Consider the following 23,090-nt stretch of genomic DNA (forward strand, 5'->3'; position numbering starts at 1 on the left):
ATATCATGAAGAAAAAGAATATATATATGATACTGGGGGCCACTACACTTTTATTTGCTTCGTGCGGTAAAGGCTTTTTGGAGAAACTACCTCAGGGAGATTTGGCAGAATCACAAGTTGAAAATGCAAAGGGAATTGAAGGGGTATTGATTGGTGCTTATGGCATATTGAATGGTAATGTAAGTGGAACTTGGGGAAATTATTCATCTGCTCCTAGTCAGTGGTTATTTGGTGAAGTTGCGTCAGACAATGCGCATAAAGGTTCGACATCTACCGATCAACCTAATATGAATATGATTGAATTTCACACACCAAACAGTTCAAATGATAACTTGGGACAAATGTGGGAAGTGTATTATGAGGGGGTATTGCGAGCTAACAATACGTTGCGCCTATTAAAAGTAGATCAGGCTGGAGCGAAAACCATCACTGCAGCGCGAGCTAGGGAGATTGAAGGTGAGGCTCGTGTATTAAGGGCACACTACTACTTTTATCTTTGGAGAGTTTTTAAAAACTTAGTATATGTAGACGAAAATACGACTGCTGATGAGGCTAAAGTAAAGCCTAATAAAGATGATGTATTGCCTAAAATAATTGATGATCTAAAGATCGGTATTGAAAACTTACCTTTAACCAAAATCAATCAAGAGTCGGGTCGAATGGATAGAAATATTGCAAAGGCATATTTAGGTAAAGTGTATCTGTACCAGAAGAAATATCCTGAAGCGCTTGTGTTGTTCAAAGAAGTTATTGCAGGTAAAGATATTCAGGGAATGCCTTTTCAAAATAACTTTGATGTGCTGAATGAGGATGGACCTGAAGCATTGTTAGTGTCGAAACATGCAATCAATCCTGATGGAACTGGAGACAATGCAAATGTCGGAGATATGTTGGCTGGCTTAAATGGAAATAATCCTGTTGGATGTTGTGGTTTTTATCAGCCTACGATCGACTTGGTAAATGCTTATAAAGTAGATGCCAATGGTCTACCGATGTTGGATGGATCTTACCGTACAAATCCTTACAAATCAGATTTTGGTTTGGTTGATACGGAAGCGGATTCAGCTAAGACTAAATATCAATTAGATGTGACGCTAAGATTAGATCCACGTTTGGATTATACTGTTGGTCGTAGAGGGGTTAGATACCTTGATTATGGAGTGATGCCAGGTGATGCTTGGATAAGAGAAGTGTCAAGCGGTGGTCCTTTTGTCGGTATCAAAACGATGATCCCACAGAGTCAATTTGGTAGCCATACCGCTTCTGGGGCAGCATATATCACGGATTTGGACGTTAATATTATCCGTCTAGCCGATGTCATATTGATGGCTGCTGAATGTGAAGTAGAAGTTGGAAATTTGACTGGAGCGATGAATTATGTAAATGCAATACGTGCCCGTGCAGCAAATTTACCAGCGAAAAAGACCGCCAATAATATCAATGCTGCGGTTTATGTAGTAAAACCTTACTTATCTTTTCCTGATCCAGCATATGCTCGTAAAGCTGTTCGTTTTGAACGCCGCTTAGAGTTGGCTATGGAAGGACATCGTTTTTATGATTTAGTAAGATGGGGAGAAGCAAAATCTACATTAGAAAGCTATTCAACTTTTGAAGGGGGCATTTTGCCGACTTATAAAGGACTGAACTTTAAACCTCAAAATGAATATTTCCCAATTCCTCAAACGCAAATTGATAGAAGTGGCGGAGCTTTAACACAAAATACCGGTTACTAAAAATTTGTTTCTTAAGCAATAAAGCGTGGCTTGTCTGGTTTCAGATAAGCCACGCTTATTTTAATGATTATTCACGAGTAAGAGAAACTGCTTAAAGTGATTTTAGATCTGCTATAAACGCATCAACATTTTTTTCATCTGTTGCCCAAGATGTGATCAGTCTAATTGCAGCATGATCATCATCTATTTCCTTCCAAATATAGAATTGATAGTTTTCACTGAGTTTTTGGATAATATCTTTTGGTAAAATAGGAAAGATTTGATTGGTCATTGAATTTGTTAAAAAAGAAAATCCTTTTGACTGTACGGCATCTACTATTTTCAAGGCCATCATGTTTGCGTGATGTGCCAAATCGAAATATAGATCGTGCTTAAATAATTCTAAAAACTGTATGGCTAGCACTCTTCCTTTGGCAAGTAGCGCTCCTTTCTGTTTCAATACATATTCAAAATCGAAGGCTAGTTCTGGGGTCCTAAAAATAACCGCTTCTCCCAATAATGCGCCATTTTTTGTTCCACCGATATAGAAGATATCTGTTAATCTTGCGATATCAGCGAGTGTCATATCATTATTTTGCGCCATGAGTGCATGTCCCAATCGAGCACCATCGAGATAGAGTAACAAATTATTGGTCTTGCAGCATGAAGATAAATCTTCTAATTCACTTTTCGTATATATGGTACCGATCTCAGTCGAATTGGAAATATAAACCATTCTTGGTTTTACGACATGTGGCTTTAGTGCATATTCTTTTAATGCGTTTTGGATATCTGAAGGTCTTAATTTACCATCCTCCGTTTCTACTGCAATAACTTTATGTCCCGTTGCTTCGATAGAACCGGTCTCGTTGGCAGAAATATGTCCTGTTTTAGCACTTATAACCGCTTCATGGACACGAAGGAGAAAAGAAATTACGATGAGATTGGTTTGTGTACCGCAAGAAAGAAAATGTATCGTAGCATGAGGGTTTTTTATTTTTTCCTTTAATACCTCTTTAGCTTCAATACCATATTCATCTTCACCATAGCCCAGTTGCTGTACGAGATTTGTTTCAATGAGTTTAGTTAAAATATTGGGGTGTGCACCCTCAGAATAGTCATTTTTGAAATTATACATTTTTTAATATTTTCCTACGTTCTTTATCTGTTCAAGGCGCTTTTATATAGCCTATGTAAAGATAAAATATAATTGATAAATTCATAACACCATAATTTTCTAAAGAAGGTTCGCTGAAGGTCAAAGGTGCTGGTTTGAATATGGTATAAATAAAAAATCACGGAATTTTATTTCCGTGATTTTTAACATCTTTTAGGAATTTGACTCCTTTAACCTTTTTTCTTTTTCATGGTCATTTTAGCTTTTTTGCCAGCGCCATAATTATAGGTCTTACTATTGCTTTCTTTCTTTTGATGGAAGGCTCCGCCACGATTGTCATTGGTTCCTTCATCGATCAGTGTAGGATTTTCTTTTTTTGCACTATAAATTGATAATTTTTCAGGCAAATCAAGTACTTCCATTTTTTGACCTACAATTTGTTCAATTTTCTTGATTTCAGGCAATTCCAAATCAGTCGCGAGGGTAAACGCCAATTGTTCTTCATCACCAGATTTGATAATACGTTGGATCAGGGTATCGTTATGCTCAGGTATTTCAAAATGAAAGATATAAGGTATACCTGATAAGTCTAATTCTTCAGTTCCTTCATTTGCAACGATTAAGATCCGATGTGCGTTATCTTGTTTGAATAGATCGATATCATGAATGTTTTTATCTTCAAAAAATAGGGGGTTGAAGATCAGAATTTCTTCATTGTACTTGCGGTGCAAGCTTTTTCCTAGCTTTTGGGCAGTAAGTTTACTGTTGACAAAAATGATGACTTTATCAAATACTTCATTATCTAACATCAAGCTATTGAGAAGATTGATTTTAGTTGTGAAATTGGGTACCTGATAAAGAAACAAGTCATGAACGTTAAGTTTTTCTGCTGCCAGTTCCTCTACTTCAATTAGGGCAGGAGTAACCATAAAACTATCGATCATTTGATGTAATTTTTCGTGCTCTACAGTACTGAAAATTAGATGTTGACATTTTTTACAGCTTTGTACAAGTTCTTTGACAGGGGTGATCATTCCATTCTTTATAACCTCTTCGGCATCATCGATAATCAGGGTATGGATTAAATTGAGATTTAAGCCTAGTTTGAGGTAAACAGCTCTTGCTCTATTGGGTGTTGAAACAACGATTTCAACACCTGCTACCAGCTTTTCAATCTCCTGTTCCATACTTCCACCCGCGCGCAAGCCTATAATACTGAGGTCTTTATTTTTACTGATCAAATAGAATTGATCTAGAATAGCCTGAACGCGTTCTTGATCTGGTGCCAAAATTAAAACTTTGGGCGCATCAGGAACATTAAATTTAAGTCCAGAAAGTACACTGAGTACGTAAGTTGTCGTTTTTCCTGAACCTTCAGGACCGATAGCAATGATATCTTGACCTCCTAATATCCGTGACATCGATTTTACCTGTATTTCCTTTGCCGTTAAATAACCCAGATCTTCCATGGATTTTTGTAACCGCTTGCCTAATTTTAATTTATCGAGAGACACTTTATCGTCGTATTTAATGAATAATGGTCAAAGTTACTTAAAAAAAACTTTGCAAATACCCGAATATAGACCTTTATGGTATATTACTTGATCAACGGCGCGCCAAGAGGATGAAGAGGGCCTCATTTGTTTTATCAACTTCTTTTATTGTTTTATTATGATTATCTTTAAAAAAAGCATATTTGACGTTATTGAAAGGAGGGCAGATGTCCGCACATGTAGAAAAGTATTCATTTGTATTTCAGCCTTGTGAAAAAGGTATTCAACTTGTACAATCGATTAAAGAAAGTTTAAAAAATAAGATTGGATGGTTTTCCAGCTGTCATTCAATGGCTCATATTACGATATGTGAATATCATGCTGATCAGGAGATGCTATCGCATATAAAGAAACAAGTTGTAGATGTGTTAAAATTTGAACAATCTCAATATGTATATTTTGACGAATATCAGGTTTTTCCACAGAAGGGAACTTTTTATATCGCACCCGCATTAAAATCCAAGCAATTTTTGAAAAAGAAAATAGAGGCAATCACTAAAATAGATTTTGCAACGGAGCTTTATAAAAGCGAAGAACCTCACTTGACCGTAGCGCGTAAATTAGATCAAGAAGCGCTGGCGATTGCTTCTGAGAATCTTAGAACAGTTGATTTAGACTTTTTTTGTTCAAGTATCTTTCTGCGTAAATTTAATCCGGTTCGAAAGCAATATGATATCATAGAAGAGCTTAAGTTTGGGAATTTTCAAAAACCGCCGGTCGAAGTCGGACAATTATCCTTTGATTTTTAATAAAAGGTGTAAAAATGTAGTTTTTAGTTTAAGGATTTATATCTTTATTTCCACAAGATAGATCGGGTATAAATTACAATAAATTGCTACATGAGTAAAGATCCTTACCAACATGAAAAATCTCTTTCTGACGTACACGAAAGTGTTGAAATTATTAAGGGTAAGTCAAAGATTAAGAAAGTACTCAGTTTTTTTGGACCTGCTTATCTGATTAGCGTAGGATATATGGATCCCGGTAATTGGGCTACTGATCTGGCTGGTGGAAGTCAATTTGGTTATGCCTTACTGTGGGTGTTATTGATGAGTAATATCATGGCTTTGCTATTGCAGAGTTTGTGTACACGATTAGGTATTGTACGACGTAAGGATCTTGCACAGTGCAACCGGGAGACCTATCCAAAACGCATGAATTTTGTGCTCTATATCTTAGCCGAAATTGCGATCGCTGCATGTGATCTTGCTGAAGTGCTGGGTATGGCAATAGGTCTTAATCTTCTTTTCGGAATTGATATTCTTTGGGGGGTGTTGATCAGCTTTGCTGATACATTTCTCATCATGTATTTGCAGAAGCTGGGTATGCGTAAAATGGAACTTTTTATTATAGGGCTCATTACGATGATCGGTATGTGCTTTATGGTAGAAATGTTTTTGGTGCAGCCTGATTTTAGTGAAGTGGTGACAGGTTTTATACCCAGTTTGCCCAATAGCGCAGCATTGTATATCGCAATAGGGATTATAGGTGCAACTGTCATGCCTCACAATTTGTACTTACATTCTGCCCTAGTTCAAACGCGAAAAATAGAACGAGATGACCATTCTATCAAGAAAGCCATTAAATATAACCTTTTCGATAGCGCCATCGCTTTAAATTTAGCATTCTTGGTAAATGCCGCAATCCTCATTCTCGCATCAGCGGCTTTCCATAAAAACGGAATGCACCATGTTGCAGACTTAGAGGACGCTTATCATTTATTGGGAAAAACATTGGGAACGGATCTGGCACCGAAGTTATTTGCTATTGCCCTGATACTTGCAGGGCAGAGCTCAACTGTTACAGGTACCTTAGCGGGGCAAATTGTAATGGAAGGATATCTGAGATTGCGCATTAGCCCCACATTAAGAAGAATTATTACACGCTTGTTGGCCATTATTCCTGCAGTATTGGTTATTTTAATCGCAGGAGAATCTCAGGTTGGATCCTTACTTATTTTTAGTCAGGTCATATTGAGCATGCAGTTAGCATTTGCTGTTATCCCCTTAATTCACTTCGTGAGCGATAAGGAAAAAATGGGCAGTTTTGCGATTAAACCTTATGTACAGGTATTAGCTTGGCTGATTGCCGCTATTATTGCGATACTTAATATAAAATTGGTATATGAAGAGATTACGGGATGGATTGTCAAGTATGACTCGCTGTGGTTGACGAGTGTATTGATCCTTGGTGCGGTGGGCATGGTGGTCTTACTCTTTATGACACTGCTATATCCTATTCTCCACAAAAATAAACCCATTGAATTGGATGTGCATCCTCCTTTTGAGGATTTGAAATTTGAAGAACCGGACGTATTTAATAAAATTGTTCTAGCTTTGGATTATTCTACCTCAGATACTAAAACCGTGAAATATGCACTTTCAGTCGCAAATCCGGATTCTCATTTTATTTTAGTGCACATTGTTGAAAGCGCAGGGGTAAAATATACGGGAGAAAGTACCGATGATTTTGAATCTAGACAAGATTTGGACCGGCTAAAAAAATATGCTCACTTTTTTTTAGACCGAAATTATCAAGTGGATTGGGAACTGGGGTATAATAATCGGGTTGCTTCAATTGCGAAGATCTGCGAAAAATATCATGCTGACTTGTTAATCGTTGGCAGTCATGGACATACAGGTGTGAAAGATTTTGTTTTTGGTGAAACTGTAAATAAATTGAGACATACCGTAAAAATACCTGTGTTTATCGCACAATAATCTGATATGATAATTATTTAAGATAGAAGATATTTGAACTATTGTTTATCTTTTTTATCTTAGTTAATAAGTTAAAATTGCGAATGGAAAATATTAAACAGATTCATATAGAAAAAGAGACAGCAAATTTCCTGAATCTTTCCATGTATCAAAATCAGATTACTTTTTTAAGCAACCTGATGATTTCTTCTGAAAGCGATCAAATTTTAGAGAAAATTCGTATTGATATTGATACAGATGAACCCTGGATGGAGCGTTATTCCTACCAACTCGCATATTTACCTGTGGGTTTATCGGTTAAAATACCGACAGATAAGATCATGATTAAACCTGCTTATTTTATTCAATTAAGTGAGATTGAACGCAGTTTATATTATATTCGGATTTATCAAGATGAAAATTTATTGACGGAGGAAAGGGTCGAAATAGAATTGCATCCTATGTCGTTCTTTGGAGGTTTTAATGCACTTCCTGAACTATTAGCTTCTTATGTAACACCCAACCATTCTTATATTTATAATATAAAGAATAAAGCAATAACCTATCTAGAAGAGCAAAATCTGCCCGTTAAATTTGAAGGATACCAATATGAAGATCCTGTGCGCATACTGGAAATGATGCGTGCGATATATAAAGCAATACAGTCTGAACAGATCGTGTACAGTGCTCTGCCTCCAAGTTATGAGGAACGGGGGCAACGTTTGCGTTTACTTGATGTGATTGCCAGTAAGCGTTTCGGTAATTGTATTGATATCAGTTTATTGTACGCTGCTTGTCTGGAGGCTATAGATCTAAATCCCATTATAATTGTAACGAAAGGACATGCTTTTGTGGGTTGTTGGCTTCATAATGATAAATTTTCCGAAATTATCAATGAAGATAAAACGGCTATAACCAAACGTTTTGCTAAAGGAATAAGTGAAATAGTCGTTATCGAGTCGACCAGTGTTTGTAAAGGTACCGATATCAGTTTCAATGAAGCGATTGATCTCGCTGAAGCAAACCTTGTCGAAAAGGATGATTTTGTTTTATCTATTGATATCAAAAGAGCCCGAGCTAGTGGTATTAAACCTCTCCCTCTCAAGTTGGACGCTAGCATGAGCGAACTTTCTGATCTAATCGTAAGAAATGCTGCTTTAAAAGATGAAAAGATTGAGATTGGTAAGATCTACGCTGAAAAAGAATTAAACGGGAATAAATCCATCAGTAAACAAAAAATCTGGGAAAGGAAACTATTGGATCTGTCGTTGCGCAACAATTTACTGAATCTGCGCATGACAAAAAATATGTTACAGATCATGGATGTTAATATTCATGATCTGGAAGATCTGTTAGTGGAAGGGAAGAGCTTTTCGATTAGCGCAAGTGCAAATGCTCCGCTGTTAAAACAGTATAGTATCTTGAATGAAACACTGCATGCTTCATCTCCTGCATATCAGCTAGCTCAGGAGGAATTGGCCCATAATCGTTTGATCTCTTACTACCACAGTGAGGATTTGGATACTATCCTCACCCATATCTATCGAAACGCCAAATTATCTATTGAGGAAAATGGATCGAGTACACTTTATTTGGCTATTGGGCTCTTGAAGTGGAGGGATAAGAAGACTCCTAGTCAAGTCAGGTCTGCACCAATTATCTTGATTCCTGTAGAGTTGACCCGTCGCTCTATCAATAGCAAATTTATACTTCGTAGCCGGGAAGAAGAGGCGATGATTAATATCACATTGTTGGAATTTCTCAGGCAAGAATATGAACTTGATTTAAGTGATCTGGAAGAACTTCCGAGAGACAACAAAGGTATTGATGTCACGCAGGTAATCGCACACATACGCAGAGCGATTATGGGATTAAGAGGTTGGGATATTGCTGATCAAGTGGTTTTAGGTAATTTCTCGTTTAATAAATTGATTCTTTGGAATGATATTGCACATCAATCTGAGCAGATTGCACAAAGTACGATTGTGCAGAGTTTGATCGATGGTCAATTGCGGATTAATGTCAATAATGAAGAAAATACATTAGATTTTGATAATATTCATCCCGCGGCTTTAGCATTACCTATTGCAACAGATGTTTCGCAGTTAGCAGCGATATATGCTTCAAGTGAAAATAAAAGTTTTGTGCTACATGGACCTCCAGGTACAGGAAAGTCGCAGACCATTACCAACATCATTGCTAATGCCCTATTTCAAGGAAAAAAGGTACTTTTTGTAGCGGCAAAAAAAGCTGCTTTGGATGTTGTATATAAACGACTGGCGACTATCGGGTTATCAAATTTCTGTTTGGAGCTTCACTCTAACAAAGCCAAGAAATCAGATGTCCTTGCGCAGCTTGCTGAAACCCTAGATCTGCCGAAGATATTGGGTAATTTTGATTTTAATGAAGAGGCTAATCATTTGATAAATGCGAAAAGAGAACTTCAAGTATATATCGAACAACTGCATGCACAACAGACCATCGGTTGGACTTTGTATGATAGTATTATTGCAATTACAACATTAGAATCCTATAATTTTGGTAAAATTGATTTGCCAAAAACAATTTTTGATACCCTAACTAATGAAAAGTGGCGATCATGGAAAGATTTGGTTATCGACTTATATTCTGTGTCACAGATCATAACCAAGCCTAGTCATAATCCATTTAAGGGAATTGCGCTTACTAATTATTCGCCGGCAATTCAACAACAGGTAGCATCTTCATCTCTTCAATTGAAACAAAGCTGTGAAGAATATGAGCTCGTAATGCGGCGTGTCATTGAAACTCTTGGTATCCCGATCCAAGTATTTTCGTGGTCAGACTTGAATCAGTTTAATCAATTTGTAAATTCATTAGCACAGTTGCCAGAAACGGGTTTGTCGCTTTGGCGGCTGATCCTTAATCAGCCACAGCAAGAAAAGCTACAGAAATGGATGCTTGATTTTGAAAATTTTCAAATTAAACGGCGTATTTTATTAAGTAATGCCCATAAAAGTGTGTTGGATGCGAATCTAACGGCTTTAGAATCAATCTGGAATGTAGCAAAACAAACTTGGTTTTTTCCAAAGTGGTTAAAAAAGAGACAAGTGAAAAAAGGATTATCTACTTACAGCAGTAAGCTTTTAAATGAAGATGCTGCATTAGATCAATTTTTTAACGAAGTCAATGCTTACCAACAAATTAATGAAGTTGTCAAATCAAGAGAATATGATTTCGTCCGTCAAGCATTATCCAATTCTTATTTAGAAGAGGAAACAGATTTGAGTGATATCCGAAAAAAAGTCGAAGGCTTACAAGCATTAAACGAATTGTTGGGGCCCTTATTAACTTCTCCTTTGGAAGAAGTTCTCTCGCAATGGATAGCGCATTCGAAAACCGATATCAAGCAATTGGTACCCAACCAAGATCTACGCCATGTTTTAGCAGCATGGCAGACCTTACTTGGTCATATCCACCAATTTCAAAATGAAACCCAATTGGATGTCCGATCTTATCCTATTGAAATCGATTGGTTGACTGAAATAAGGAAAAAAATGACCGGCATAGTCACACATATTGATACCATTAAAAATTGGACTAACTATTCTAAAACCAAGGAAAGGGCGATAGGACTAGACTTAGGATGGTTGGTAGCTTGTTATGAAAATGATGATATCCAGCAAGAACATTTGGTTGAGCATTTTGATTATATCATTCACTATAATCTGGCGGATCAAGTAATCGCTTCTCATGAAGCATTAAATATGTTCAATGTTCGATTATTTGAGGATAAAATTTCGAAGTATAAACAAATTGCTGAAAGCTTCACTGAATTGACAAAAAAGGAATTGTTGTTACGGCTAAACAAGGACTTGCCAAATGCGGTACAGGAGGCTGCTCAAGGTTCTGAAATAGCCGTGCTACAGCGTGCTATCAAAAATAGGGGAAGGGGATTAAGTATCAGAAGATTATTTGATCAGATGCCTACTCTTTTACCTCGATTGGCTCCTTGTATGTTGATGAGTCCAATATCCGTTGCGCAGTATTTTGAAGTAAATCCGGAGCAATTTGATTTATTAATTTTTGATGAGGCCTCGCAATTGCCGACTTGTGAAGCTGTAAGTTCTCTTGCACGTGCCAAACATGCCGTGATCGTGGGAGATCCAAAACAGATGCCGCCGACATCATTTTTTATGAGCAATAAAGTCGATGAGGAAAATATAGAAATTGAGGATTTGGAAAGTATTTTGGATGATTGCCTTTCTTTATCTTTTCCATCGAAGTATCTGTTGCGTCATTATCGGAGTAAGCATGAGAGTTTAATTGCTTTTAGCAACGCACATTATTATGACAATAAACTATTAACATTCCCATCGGCAGATGATTTAAATAGCCGAGTTACTTATCAGTATGTAGAAGGGTATTATGATAAGGGTAAAAGTCGTCAAAATAAATTTGAAGCACAGGCTATCGTGGATGATATCGCAAAACGACTTCGAAATGAAAGGACACGTAAACAAAGTATCGGTATCGTCACTTTTAGTCAGGTGCAACAGAGTTTAATTGAAGATAAACTCAATGAGTTATATCGAAAGGATGCGCAGCTGGAATCATGGGCAGTAGAAAGAGATGAACCGATCTTCATCAAGAATTTGGAAAATGTGCAGGGAGATGAGCGTGATGTGATCTTGTTTTCTATTGGTTATGGACCGGATGATAAAGATCAGCTCAGTATGAATTTTGGACCTTTAAATCGTGAGGGTGGATGGAGGAGACTTAATGTCGCTGTAACAAGAGCTCGTGAGGAAATGAAAGTGTTTGCAACGCTTCGATCAGACCAGATTAATTTAAACCGTACAGCTTCGGAAGGGGTCGCCGGTCTGAAAAACTTCTTAGCCTTTGCAGAAAAGGGACATTTGCCACTTGATGCAAGTCTGATAAAAGCTGAGGATAACCACATAAATTTAAGTCATAACGTGGCAAGTAGATTACGAGCTGAAGGATTGGTGGTTAATGAGAATATAGGAACATCAGATTTTAAAGTTGACCTAGGTATTGTTCATCCAGAATTTCCAAACCGTTATATTTTATCGATTCTTTTAGATGGAACCAATTATTTTGATGCTGAAACTACGAATGATCGAGAACTGGTATTGCCCAAGATGCTGGAGAGCTTAGGATGGAATATTTTCCGTATTTGGACTTTAGATTGGATCGAAAATGCGGATGTAATCGTAGAGTCTATTTTGATAAAAGTAAATGAGCTCGCCAGAAAAGTTGAGGTACCGTCCGAAGAGGAAATTAATCCAATAGTTTAGTTGTCTTATTGCTTTTGATTTTAAACGATCTTAAGATGTCCATATTTAGAGATACCACGAGCACTACTTTTTTGAATGAAGCCCGTGGTATATCTATGCAAAAGATTAGAATTTGTAGCCGACCATAATTCCTACTGTCCTGTTTTTGGCATCTAGTGTTTTATCAACACTGCTCAATCCGTGGGTGTAATAAGCGTCCACTGTCAATCGACTAATGTCGATACCTAATCCTACTCTTCCATCGAAAGAAAATTTCTTGTAATCTGTGGTGCCTGTAGATTTAACCGTTTTGAGATCATAATTTAATTGAGGACCTAACATCGCCCGAAGGTTGAAATCTTCCTGATCGATTAATTTATATCCCACCTGAAGTGGTAAATTTATTTGATAAAATTTTAATGTCTTCTCACTCTTATCTAATGTATAGTTTTTACGTAATAAGCTGGCTCCAACACCTGGTTGAAAGAATAATTGATTTCCAATGCGTGCAAATCCAGCTACTGAAAAACCAACTTTTCCATTATTATCTTTAATGGAATGATTACCAAATGATGTCATATGATAATTACTTCCAACTTGAATTCCATAGGTCACTTCCTGCGCATTTGCTATTGTACCTAATCCTAATAATGTCAATCCCAAAAGGGCAGTTTTTAATGTTGTTTTCATTTTTCTAAATTGTTTGTATTTGTGTCGATTAATTATTCGTCTTTCTTTTATGACAACCAAGTATGGACATACCCTTGATAAATTTTAAAATATTATGGTGTAATATGTTTTAAATTTGATCGGGTAGAAAAAAATGAAATTCAGGTAAGGGTATAGGTCGTTTTGATTGTCATATATAATACAGTAGATCGTTTAATGAGTGCGGAAAATAAAATCCATGTCAGAAAATAAAGAAAAAAAATTTGAGCAACTGTTTCGTACGTATTATCAGGAATTGCACCGTTCGGCATTTCGATACGTGAGGGATAGTGAAAGTGCTGAAGAAATTGTCCAGCAAGTTTTTTTGCGTTTATGGGAAAAAGAGTGGGAACAGGAGGTGCATACTTCAATAAAAGCCTATTTATATCGTGCGGTTTATAATGAAAGTATGAATTTGCTAAAAAAGGAACAAAGAAAGTTGACTTACCAATCTTATCAACTGAGCCGACAGGATGTCGTGCCAGCTGTAGATCAAAGTGCAAAAGATCTTGATCAAAAGCTGCAGTTAGCATTAGCTGGACTTCCAGAAAAGAGCCGTATTGTATTTGAGCTGAGTCGTTTTCAGGAAATGAAATATAAAGATATTGCCGATACACTGGATCTTTCCATAAAAACAGTTGAAGGCCATATGAGCAAAGCTCTTCGACATTTACGTATTGAATTGATAGATTATTTAACTGTGATTGTTTTCTATATCATCTATATTATATGAATAAGGAATTGTTAGAAAAATACATCATTGGAGAAACCAATGAAGAAGAAAATAAGATTATTCAACAGTGGTTGGGACAAGATAGCCGCAATCATGCTGAATATTTAAAAATGAAACAAATGTGGGATAGCCTACCTCAAGCGCTTGAAGCTCCAGAAGTAGATGTTGATCAAGCTTGGGCAAAGTTTAGAGCTGCTAGAGCCAATAGATCTGCTGATCGGAATGATACTCGGGACAGGAAAACGGTCGACATTGGATGGAATTGGTGGGCGGCAGCGGCAGTCCTGTTGATGTGTTCTTTGGGATTTTATTACTTTGATAAAAGTAATAGACAAGAGCAAAATCTCTATAGTACCACATCAGTACTTAAAAATACATTGCCCGATGGATCGACAGTCACACTTAATAAAAACTCGAAACTCGCATATTCTAGTACGTGGATGAATGAAGCACGTAGTGTCAAATTAGAGCAAGGTGAGGTGTTTTTTCAAGTATTGAAAGATCGGGCACATCCTTTTGTGATCGCTTCTGGTAAAAGTAAGATTACGGTATTGGGGACTAGTTTTAATGTGCGTCGTCATGTAGATGCGACTGAGGTTATTGTAGCGACGGGCTTGGTGAAAGTTTCTTACAACAATCATGAAATATATCTACATCCTAAAGAAATGATTACTGTGAAAGACAGCGACACAACTACAGTTTCTGTTAAACAGGTGCCAGATCAATTTTATAAATATTATGTAGATCGCGAGTTTATATTTGAAAATACAAGCTTGGAACGTGTGGTGGAGTTATTAAGTAAAGCTTATGAGCAAAAAATAGTCATTGATGTTGCAGCGGATAAAAAACTTTTATTGACGGCGACTTTTAAACAAAATAGTTTAAATGATATTTTGAAGGTTATTGCAGATACTTTTAAAAGTAAAGTCATTATTAAAGATTCCATTATTCATATAACTAGATAATCATGTTTTTGATAAAACTTATCCATCATATTTATACCCTACTTTCTTTTACAAGATTTAAACACCTTTCATTACTCTTGGTTTTATTTAGTTTTTTTAAAGGATACGGGCAGCAGCAACTTGCTGCTGATATCCAAATGCCTGCTTTTCCAAGCACCACAGTTGGTCAGGTTTTTCAGGTCTTACAAGAAAAACAAGGAACCTTATTCTCGTTTAATAGCAATATCCTCCAGATGGATAGTACACTTCATCTTGCGTCATATCAGGGTAATTTATTTGGTTATCTCGATTATATTTTAGGGAAGGAATATAGTTTTAAAGAATTGGGGAAACATATTATCGTACAATATACCCCACAGCGCATGTCTGTAGATTTTGAAGTACAGACTCACGACAAAAATAAAGTAGTGATCATGGGTTATATCAAAAATATCAGAACAAATAGGCCTATCTCTGATGCAAGTATTTTTGACCGAGATGCTCTACTTTCTACTTTAACAGATCACAATGGTTATTTTGAACTTGATATTAAGAAAAAAAGTAGTTTGATCGCTGTCAACGTGAGTAAAGAAATGTTTCGTGATACAAGTGTGATGGTTATTTTTCCGATCGATGCAAAGGTCGATCATAAAAAGCGTCGATATGGTTACTTTTCAGGATATGAAGAGCACAAGGGGCTTTATCAATCTTTTTTTGGAAGAGTATTTTTATCTCCTGCGCAAAGTATTCAAAATATGAATCTCGGGGGGCTCTTCCTATATAGTCCTTATCAGATTTCGATGACACCCGGATTAAGTTCACATGGTTTTATTCGTTCGCAGATTGTCAATAAATTTTCGATGAATATCCTTGGAGGATCAACTGCTGGCGTAAAGGGAATGGAAATAGGTGGGGTTTTCAATCTCAATCAATACGGCATGGAGGGATTGCAGGTGGCGGGAGGTTTTAATGTGGTCGGAGGCCGAGTAAAAGGGGTGCAGATCGCTGGATTATCTAATCAAGTGTTTGGTGACGTTCAAGGAGTCCAACTAGCAGGAGGGGTGAATAAAGCGGATACAGTGAAAGGAGTACAGATCGGTGGAATTGGTAATCTGATCAAAGAAGGTGCTGGCGCAACACAGTTGACTGCCGGATTTAATTACAGCAAAGGTGTGGTCACGAATCAAGTTGCAGGGATTGCCAATCGTGCAAAAAAAGTCAAAGGAATCCAATTGGCTGCTGTGGTCAATATGGCAGATAGTAGTGATTATCCAATTGGCTTATTAAACTTCATCAAAAATGGAGAGAAGAGTCTTTCCTTATCTATCGATCAAGATGAATATCTGGCAGTACAGTTTAGATCAGGAGGGCGTATAGTATATAGTGTTTTGGGAGTAAATGTAGCTTTAGCTGACGATCATATTGCGAAATATGGTTTTGAAGCGGGTATTGGTGCAGTCCTTTTACATGGCAATAAATTTATGTTGCGTGCTGAAATTTCAAATCGTAATCAGCTTACTCATAATTTTAAGCTTTTGTCCAATAGTCATTCTAGTTTTAGAATGATTCCAGAGCTACGTTTAAGTAAAAACTTATCTTTATTTGTAGCACCTAGTTTTAATTACGTTAGCAAAGAAGACAGTCCGGTAACGCAGGCAGGTAAATCATTATGGAAGATTTGGGGTGGGGATAAAAACAACTCTAAATTGTTTGGTGGCGGTGCAGCAGGAATTATGTTAAAATTGTAATCACATGATCTCATCGCTGTTTTAGGGATAACATCTAGGATTTTAACACGATATTATCATGCTGTTTGAATTTCTGCAAGAAATCGGTTATGGTAGATATTGGAAATAAGTGATAGCATGTCAATACATGGTCGTGGTTGGATAGGTTATATGAAAATAATGGGATATCGATGCACACTGCGTATAGGTCAATCGATCTGAGACTGAAATAGGTGAAATTGTATGTATTGAATGGTATCGATATATAAAATAGGGACATGCAGTTGTAGATAATTAAGAAAGAGGGTAAATCAACTAGTCTTGATTTACCCTCTTTCATATCATATCCTTCTATATGCCCGTGTGCATATGATGTCATAAAAAAAGGAGATAATCGAAATTATCTCCTTTTGTATATGTTATACCGAATATCTATTATTCAGCAACTACTTCGAAAGGAACTTGAACTTTCACTTCTTTGTGTAAGTTTAAGTTTGCCAAGTATTCACCAATTTCTTTAGGTTCTACTTCGAAAGTAATACGACGACGGTCAACATCAAAACCTTTAGCTTTTAAAGCATCAGCAATTTGAATGCTGTTTACTTTACCAAAGATTTTACCAGTTTCACCAGCTTTAGCACCGATTGATAACTTGATAGTTTCCAATTTAGCAGCTAATTCAGTAGCGTCTTTTTTAATTTTATCTTGTTTGAACTGAGCTTGTTTAATGTTTTCAGCTAAAACTTTCTTTGCTGATACAGTCGCTTGAATAGCAAATCCTTGTGGGATTAAATAATTACGACCGTAACCTGGCTTTACATTTACGACATCATTTTGCTCACCTAAGCCTTTGATATCTTGTTTTAAAATAACTTCCATGTTCTCTAGTCCTCCTTATTTTAATGAATCAGCTAAGTAAGGCAACAAACCGATGTGACGAGCACGTTTTACAGCTTGAGCTACTTTACGTTGGAATTTCAACGATGTACCAGTTAAACGACGAGGTAAGATTTTACCTTGATCATTTACGAATTTCATCAAGAAATTAGCATCTTTATAATCGATGTATTTGATACCATTCTTTTTGAAACGGCAATATTTTTTACGATTGTCCTCTACTTTAGGGGCAGTTACGTATTGGATATTTTCGTTAGCCATTAGTTTGATCCCTCCTCAGTTTTAGTTTCCGCTTTTTTGTTGAATGCACCGCTACGTTTTTTCTCGCTATACGCTTTAGCATGTTTGTCTAAAGCAATAGTTAAGAAACGCATAATACGCTCATCACGTTTGTATTCAACCTCTAATTTATTGATTAATTCTCCTGGAGCCTTGAATTCAGTTAAGTGATAAAACCCAGTTGTTTTTTTCTGGATTGGATACGCTAATTTTTTCAAACCCCAATTGTCTTCAGCGACAATTTCGGCTCCGCCTTCTGCTAAGATGTTTTTGAATTTTGCGATTACTTCTTTCGCAGCATCTTCAGAAAGCAACGGGGTAAGAACGATTACAGATTCGTACTGTTGCATTTTGTTAAATAATTATGTTTATTAATTTTTTTCTCCGTACTTACGGAAGTGCAAAGATAATTAATAGATTTTAAATATACAATGATTACTTTTCTATTTTATTTCAATTTTAGCATTTCTACCTGTATAGCAGCTTGCGTATTGGCAGATACTGGTATTAAAGGTAAACGTACGTGATCTTGACCGATGCCTATTTCTTGTAAAATATATTTAACTCCACAAGGATTTCCTTCTACAAAACATAAATCTGTTATTTCCAAAAGGGAATTGTGAATCGCTCTTGCTTCTGCATAGTTGCCAGCTGTACATAAAGCTGCTAACTTTGATACTTGCGCAGGATAAGCATTTCCAACAACGGAAATAATACCTACCGCTCCTAAAGCCATCATTGGCAAGGTGGCAGGATCGTCACCAGATATTAATAAGAAGTCTTCAGGCTTGTTTCTCAAGATCTCGTTAAATTGAGCAAAATTGCCAGAAGCTTCTTTTGTTGCTACTATATTTTTAAAATCTTTTGCCAGACGTATTGTTGTCGCTGGAGTCATATTGCTTCCTGTACGTCCTGGTACATTATATAAGATGATGGGTAGAGGAGATGCCTCAGCTATCGCTTTGTAGTGCTGATAGATCCCTTCTTGTACGGGTTTGTTATAATAAGGAGAAACTGATAAAATAGCACAAAATCCAGCTGGATCAAAGTTTTTGATCTGTTCTACTATTTCAGCTGTATTATTTCCACCAATACCCGCAACCAATGGCACGCGCGCATTCACCTGTTTGACAGTGAAATCCCAGATACGCTTTCGTTCTTCTTTGGTAAGAGTGGCTACTTCGCCAGTAGTACCTAAAGAGACTAAATAATTCATACCTGAGTCGATCTGATAATCAATTAGCTGTGCTAAAGAATCAAAATCAACTGTTCCATCTGCGTTGAAAGGTGTAACTAATGCTACACCAGCTCCATGAAGCTCGTTCATTGTGTTGTTTGTAAAGATTAATATTTAATTTATATACTTGTTGTATTGTTGATCAAAGCTAATAATTCATCTTCATTGATCATCTTAATATTTAGTTTTTCTGCTTTTGCTAATTTTGAGGGACCCATTTTGTCGCCTGCTACGAGATAACTTAATTTTGCTGAAATGCTCGATACCATTTTGCCACCATTGCTTTCAATAAGCTCGGTGAGTTGTTCTCTCGTGTGATTTATAAATACGCCAGATATGAGAAATGTTTGGCCGACCAAAGTTTCACTATCCAAAATTACTTCTTTCTCTTCAATTTCAAACTGTAAATCATAAGATTTTAGTTTTGCGATTAACTCTTCATGCGCTGGGATGTGTAAGTATTCATGTATACTTGCTGCAATTCGGATCCCTATATCTTGCACCATCGCGATTTCTTCAACTGAGGCTGCTTTAATGGCATCGATGGTCTTGAAATGTTGTGCTAATTTTTTAGCTATTGTTTCTCCGACGTGTCGAATCCCTAATGCAAAAAGTAATTTTTCAAATGGTTTCTCTTTGGATTTCTCGATCCCTTTCAGCATATTGTCAATGGACTTCTGTCCGAAACGATCTAATTGCTGTAATTGATCTACATGGTCTTTTAGCCCATAGATATCAACAACATTTTTGAGAATTCCTTTTTTATAAAACGTTTCTATTGTTTCATCACCAAGTCCTTCTATATCCATCATTTTGCGACCGATAAAATGTTGCATTTTTCCAATAATCTGAGGGGGGCATCCATCTTCATTGGGGCAATAATGAACAGCTTCGCCTTCTTGGCGGATGAGTTCTGTGTGACATTCTGGACAATGTGTTGGATAAACATACGCTGGAGCATTTGGAAGTCTTTTGTCTTCATTTGCCGCAATGATCTTGGGGATAATTTCACCTCCTTTTTCGACAAAAACAGTATCGCCCTCATGGAGATCAAGTCTTGCGATTTCATTGGCATTATGCAAAGAAGCTCTTTTAACTGTGGTACCAGCTAAACTTACAGGTTTTAAATTGGCAACGGGAGTAACTGCTCCAGTACGTCCGACTTGGTAACTGATGGATGTCAACTGTGTTTCTACACGCTCTGCTTTGAATTTATATGAAATCGCCCAACGTGGATTTTTAGCGGTAAAACCTAATTCTTCTTGTGCGCCATAGTCATTTACCTTAATTACAATACCATCGATTTCATAACTTAGATCGTGTCTTTTTTCATCCCAATAATCAATAAAACCAAAAACATCATCTAACGATTGACATTTTAGTGTATGTTCACAAACGTGAAATCCCCATTCTTTTACAGCTTGAAGGCTTTCCCAATGGTTGTGAAATAGCTTGTTTCTATTGTCACAGTACAAAAAGTATAAGAAACAGTCTAAAGGTCTTCTAGCTACTTCTGCGGAGTCTTGTAATTTAATTGTTCCTGCAGCAAAATTACGCGGATTGGCATAGGTTTGTTCTTCGTTTTCTTCTCTTTCGGCATTTAATCTTAAAAAGGCATTTTTATGCATAAAGATTTCACCCCTTATTTCGAACTCTTCGGGATAGTGACCTTTTTTTAAGTGGATAGGGATACTTCTAATTGTTTTGATGTTGTTGGTCACTAAGTCTCCTTGTGTACCATCTCCACGAGTTACAGCTTTAACAAGTTTACCTTGTTGATAAGTAAGGCTTATAGATAGGCCATCAAATTTTAACTCACAGATGTATTCAAAGTTGTCACCTATTATCTTGCGTACCCTTTGATCAAAATCACGAAGATCATCTTGATTATAGGTATTACCTAGTGACAGCATCGGCCAACGATGTCTGACTGTTTCAAATTTAGAAGTTACATCTCCACCTACTCGTTGCGTAGGTGAGTTGGGATCAGCAAATTCAGGGTATTGTAATTCTAATGTTTGAAGCTCCTTTAATTTTTGATCGAAATCATAATCTGAAATCAGGCTTTGCGCCAACACATAATACTGATAGTTATAGTGGTTGAGCTCCTGCGTTAGTGCAGTTATTTTTTGTTCAATATCCATGGATGACATGTTGCGAATTTACAAATAAAAAGTACGTTTAATCAATTTGCGAATAGAAATTAATAAAAAATGCAGCTATGAATAAGAGCTGCATTTTTATGCGTTTTTATTTGCTGTAAATAAAGACGTTTAAAAAAAGCAATCTTGATCTAAGTCTGAAAATTTTTGCTTCTTATCTAAATAATAATCAGTGATTATTGATTTTTTATATTGACCGGTCTTATTTTCTATTCCGGTATGGTTGTTTCTTTTTTTAGCGTTTTTGAAAAAATTAAGGAAGAAAGATTGATGAGCCCGGCTCACTGCCCAAGCATCTTTAAACTTTCTGTCAAAAAGAAATTTTAATAATGCAATAAAATCAAACCAGATTCTTATAAATATGGTTGTAAATACCTGACCAATCGGTAGGTTTTTTTGGAGCATATATAGATTATTTCTGAAATTTAAATACGTTTTTTGAGGGTTGCTCGCATTTAAGGTTCCGCCACCGACGTGGTAAACTGTTGATTCTGGGCAATATCCGATACGATACCCCATTTTTTTCAAGCGCCAGCACAGATCTATTTCTTCCATATGCGCAAAAAAATCTTCATCTAGTCCCTTTGCTTCTTTCCAGGCATGGCTCTTTATGAATAAAGCCGCTCCTGATGCCCAGAATATTTCTTTGGCTTCATCATATTGACCCAAATCATATTCTACCTTATCCATGATACGACCGCAGCAAAAAGGGAATCCAAAACGATCGAGATATCCTCCTGCAGCTCCTGCATGTTCAAATTTTGCTTTATTATGGAAGGCAAGTATTTTAGGTTGTGCCGCAACCAACTTGTCATCTCGTTCCAACATGTCAATAACAGGTTCGATCCAATTTGTGGTCACCTCTACATCAGAATTGAGCAGAACAAAATAATCTGCGTCAACACGTGATAGAATGTGGTTATATCCACCTGCAAAACCATAGTTTTCGGTGTTTTCTAGTATGGTAATTTTTGGGTATGAAGCACGAACAAATGATAATGAGTCATCTGTAGATGCATTGTCTCCGATTATAAATTCAATATTTGGATAACTGCTGTTATATACGGAAGGTAAAAATTTTTCTAAGAAAAATCTCCCGTTCCAATTTAAAATAACTACAGCTACTTTAGGGTAATTTTTCATTTTCTACGTTTTCTTTTCCATCTTCTGTGGGTCCAAAGCCAATACTCGGGTTCTTTGCGGATGATTTTTTCCGTAAAAGCATTGTGAATATGAGTAATTTCCTTATCTGAATATGAAGATGGATCTTCAATTAATGTTGTGAATTTACAAAAATAATATCCTCTTTTTTCTTTTCTTCCAATATGGCAAAATACAACAGGTCCATTAGTCATTTTAGAAATGCGCTCGACACCCGTGTAGACAAGAGTTTCTTGATTTAGGAATTGCAAAAAATAATCAGCGTCCGAATATAATGGGGCTTGATCTGCAACAAAAACACTCACACTTGGCTGACCTCTTAGTTTAACCAAATGTCTCACGATTTGTTTCATGGGTACCATAATAGCTCCAAATCGAGCACGAACTTCATTGTAGACCTGATCAATGATTTTATTATTGAGTGGTTTGTATACGATGAGGGTGGGTGCTTCTGTGATAGCACCTAAGCGATGGATTCCATATTCCCAATTGCAATAATGGGCGGTAACGGCGATGACTGTTTTATTTTGTTCGAGATGTCTTTTTAATTCGTGTTCATCTTCAAGTGTAATTCTCCGGTTAACTTCTGCACGGCTGATGGTCTTAAATTTTAGACATTCTAAAAGCAGATCTGGAAAAAAACGGTAAAATTTCTTGGCTATCGTGACGATTTCACTTTTACTTTTTTCTGGAAAAGAGTTTTTAAGGTTTTCAAATACGACATCTTTACGATATTGAATAATATAATATAAGATATAGTATAAAATATCAGATAAAAGATAGATGAACCAAAACGGCAGCAAAGCGAAGAGATATAAAAGTGCTGATAGTGCTTTTTGTTTCATGTATACTTTGTAACTATTGTAAATCTTAACTGCAAAT

The 23,090-nt window shown here is 36.5% G+C and carries 17 protein-coding genes; 7 read left to right on the plus strand and 10 right to left on the minus strand.

Features of this window, described 5'->3' with window-relative positions:
- Window positions 1-5 precede the first annotated feature (5 nt).
- Entirely contained in the window at window positions 6-1,733 is a 1,728-nt protein-coding gene (locus B3P23_RS08705) for a RagB/SusD family nutrient uptake outer membrane protein (protein ID WP_293925386.1), read from the plus strand.
- Between the two features lie 91 nt (window positions 1,734-1,824).
- On the opposite strand, the gene B3P23_RS08710 is transcribed toward B3P23_RS08705, so the two are convergent.
- Together B3P23_RS08710 and B3P23_RS08715 are read right to left on the minus strand one after the other, a co-directional pair.
- Window positions 1,825-2,850 (minus strand): threonine aldolase family protein, encoded by a 1,026-nt coding sequence (locus B3P23_RS08710; RefSeq protein WP_293925387.1) that lies wholly within the window; start codon window positions 2,848-2,850, stop codon window positions 1,825-1,827.
- A gap of 209 nt (window positions 2,851-3,059) precedes the next feature.
- Window positions 3,060-4,298 carry a DEAD/DEAH box helicase gene (locus tag B3P23_RS08715; protein WP_052627753.1) on the minus strand — a complete coding sequence of 413 codons (1,239 nt, stop codon included), beginning with the start codon at window positions 4,296-4,298 and terminating at the stop codon, window positions 3,060-3,062.
- 227 nt (window positions 4,299-4,525) lie between these two features.
- Between B3P23_RS08715 and B3P23_RS08720 the strand changes: the two genes are divergently transcribed.
- The 3 genes from B3P23_RS08720 to B3P23_RS08730 all read left to right on the plus strand — a co-directional run bounded on the left by B3P23_RS08720 (window position 4,526) and on the right by B3P23_RS08730 (window position 12,381).
- Window positions 4,526-5,131 (plus strand): 2'-5' RNA ligase family protein, encoded by a 606-nt coding sequence (locus B3P23_RS08720; RefSeq protein ID WP_248754289.1) that lies wholly within the window; start codon window positions 4,526-4,528, stop codon window positions 5,129-5,131.
- Window positions 5,132-5,221: 90 nt separating this feature from the next.
- Window positions 5,222-7,102 carry an Nramp family divalent metal transporter gene (locus B3P23_RS08725; RefSeq protein WP_293925388.1) on the plus strand — a complete coding sequence of 627 codons (1,881 nt, stop codon included), beginning with the start codon at window positions 5,222-5,224 and terminating at the stop codon, window positions 7,100-7,102.
- An 83-nt stretch (window positions 7,103-7,185) separates the two neighbouring features.
- The gene (locus B3P23_RS08730; protein ID WP_293925389.1) at window positions 7,186-12,381 is read left to right on the plus strand and encodes a DUF4011 domain-containing protein; all 5,196 of its coding nucleotides are present in this window, start codon (window positions 7,186-7,188) and stop codon (window positions 12,379-12,381) included.
- A gap of 105 nt (window positions 12,382-12,486) precedes the next feature.
- On the opposite strand, the gene B3P23_RS08735 is transcribed toward B3P23_RS08730, so the two are convergent.
- Window positions 12,487-13,050 (minus strand): porin family protein, encoded by a 564-nt coding sequence (locus tag B3P23_RS08735; RefSeq protein ID WP_045754293.1) that lies wholly within the window; start codon window positions 13,048-13,050, stop codon window positions 12,487-12,489.
- Window positions 13,051-13,267: 217 nt separating this feature from the next.
- Between B3P23_RS08735 and B3P23_RS08740 the strand changes: the two genes are divergently transcribed.
- The 3 genes from B3P23_RS08740 to B3P23_RS08750 are packed head-to-tail and all read left to right on the plus strand — an operon-like array spanning window position 13,268 to window position 16,493.
- Entirely contained in the window at window positions 13,268-13,801 is a 534-nt protein-coding gene (locus B3P23_RS08740) for an RNA polymerase sigma-70 factor (protein ID WP_045754294.1), read from the plus strand.
- Complete coding sequence (locus B3P23_RS08745; RefSeq protein ID WP_293925390.1) at window positions 13,798-14,766, plus strand: FecR domain-containing protein; 969 nt, start codon at window positions 13,798-13,800, stop codon at window positions 14,764-14,766. The genes B3P23_RS08740 and B3P23_RS08745 overlap by 4 nt, the downstream gene beginning before the upstream one ends.
- Window positions 14,767-14,768: 2 nt before the next feature.
- Window positions 14,769-16,493 carry a hypothetical protein gene (locus B3P23_RS08750; protein ID WP_293925391.1) on the plus strand — a complete coding sequence of 575 codons (1,725 nt, stop codon included), beginning with the start codon at window positions 14,769-14,771 and terminating at the stop codon, window positions 16,491-16,493.
- A 414-nt stretch (window positions 16,494-16,907) separates the two neighbouring features.
- On the opposite strand, the gene rplI is transcribed toward B3P23_RS08750, so the two are convergent.
- The 7 genes from rplI to B3P23_RS08785 form a co-directional block, all read right to left on the minus strand.
- Window positions 16,908-17,351, minus strand: a complete 444-nt coding sequence (rplI, locus tag B3P23_RS08755) for a 50S ribosomal protein L9 (RefSeq protein ID WP_045754297.1) — start codon at window positions 17,349-17,351, stop codon at window positions 16,908-16,910.
- Window positions 17,352-17,366: 15 nt separating this feature from the next.
- Window positions 17,367-17,630, minus strand: a complete 264-nt coding sequence (gene rpsR / locus B3P23_RS08760) for a 30S ribosomal protein S18 (RefSeq protein WP_021191490.1) — start codon at window positions 17,628-17,630, stop codon at window positions 17,367-17,369.
- Window positions 17,630-17,998, minus strand: coding sequence for a 30S ribosomal protein S6 (rpsF, locus tag B3P23_RS08765; protein WP_045754298.1), 369 nt, complete (start codon window positions 17,996-17,998; stop codon window positions 17,630-17,632). Before rpsF ends, rpsR begins: the two co-directional genes overlap by 1 nt.
- A gap of 98 nt (window positions 17,999-18,096) precedes the next feature.
- Entirely contained in the window at window positions 18,097-18,975 is an 879-nt protein-coding gene (dapA, locus tag B3P23_RS08770; RefSeq protein ID WP_293925392.1) for a 4-hydroxy-tetrahydrodipicolinate synthase, read from the minus strand.
- A 29-nt stretch (window positions 18,976-19,004) separates the two neighbouring features.
- A complete protein-coding gene (ligA, locus tag B3P23_RS08775; protein ID WP_293925393.1) occupies window positions 19,005-21,038 on the minus strand; it encodes an NAD-dependent DNA ligase LigA in 2,034 nt (677 codons plus the stop codon).
- 120 nt (window positions 21,039-21,158) lie between these two features.
- Window positions 21,159-22,190, minus strand: coding sequence for a glycosyltransferase family 2 protein (locus B3P23_RS08780; protein ID WP_045756173.1), 1,032 nt, complete (start codon window positions 22,188-22,190; stop codon window positions 21,159-21,161).
- Window positions 22,187-23,053 carry a lysophospholipid acyltransferase family protein gene (locus B3P23_RS08785; RefSeq protein ID WP_094773550.1) on the minus strand — a complete coding sequence of 289 codons (867 nt, stop codon included), beginning with the start codon at window positions 23,051-23,053 and terminating at the stop codon, window positions 22,187-22,189. The genes B3P23_RS08780 and B3P23_RS08785 overlap by 4 nt, the downstream gene beginning before the upstream one ends.
- Between the last annotated feature and the right edge of the window lie 37 nt (window positions 23,054-23,090).

Source organism: Sphingobacterium sp. UBA6320 (assembly GCF_002440335.1).
GTDB lineage: Bacteria > Bacteroidota > Bacteroidia > Sphingobacteriales > Sphingobacteriaceae > Sphingobacterium.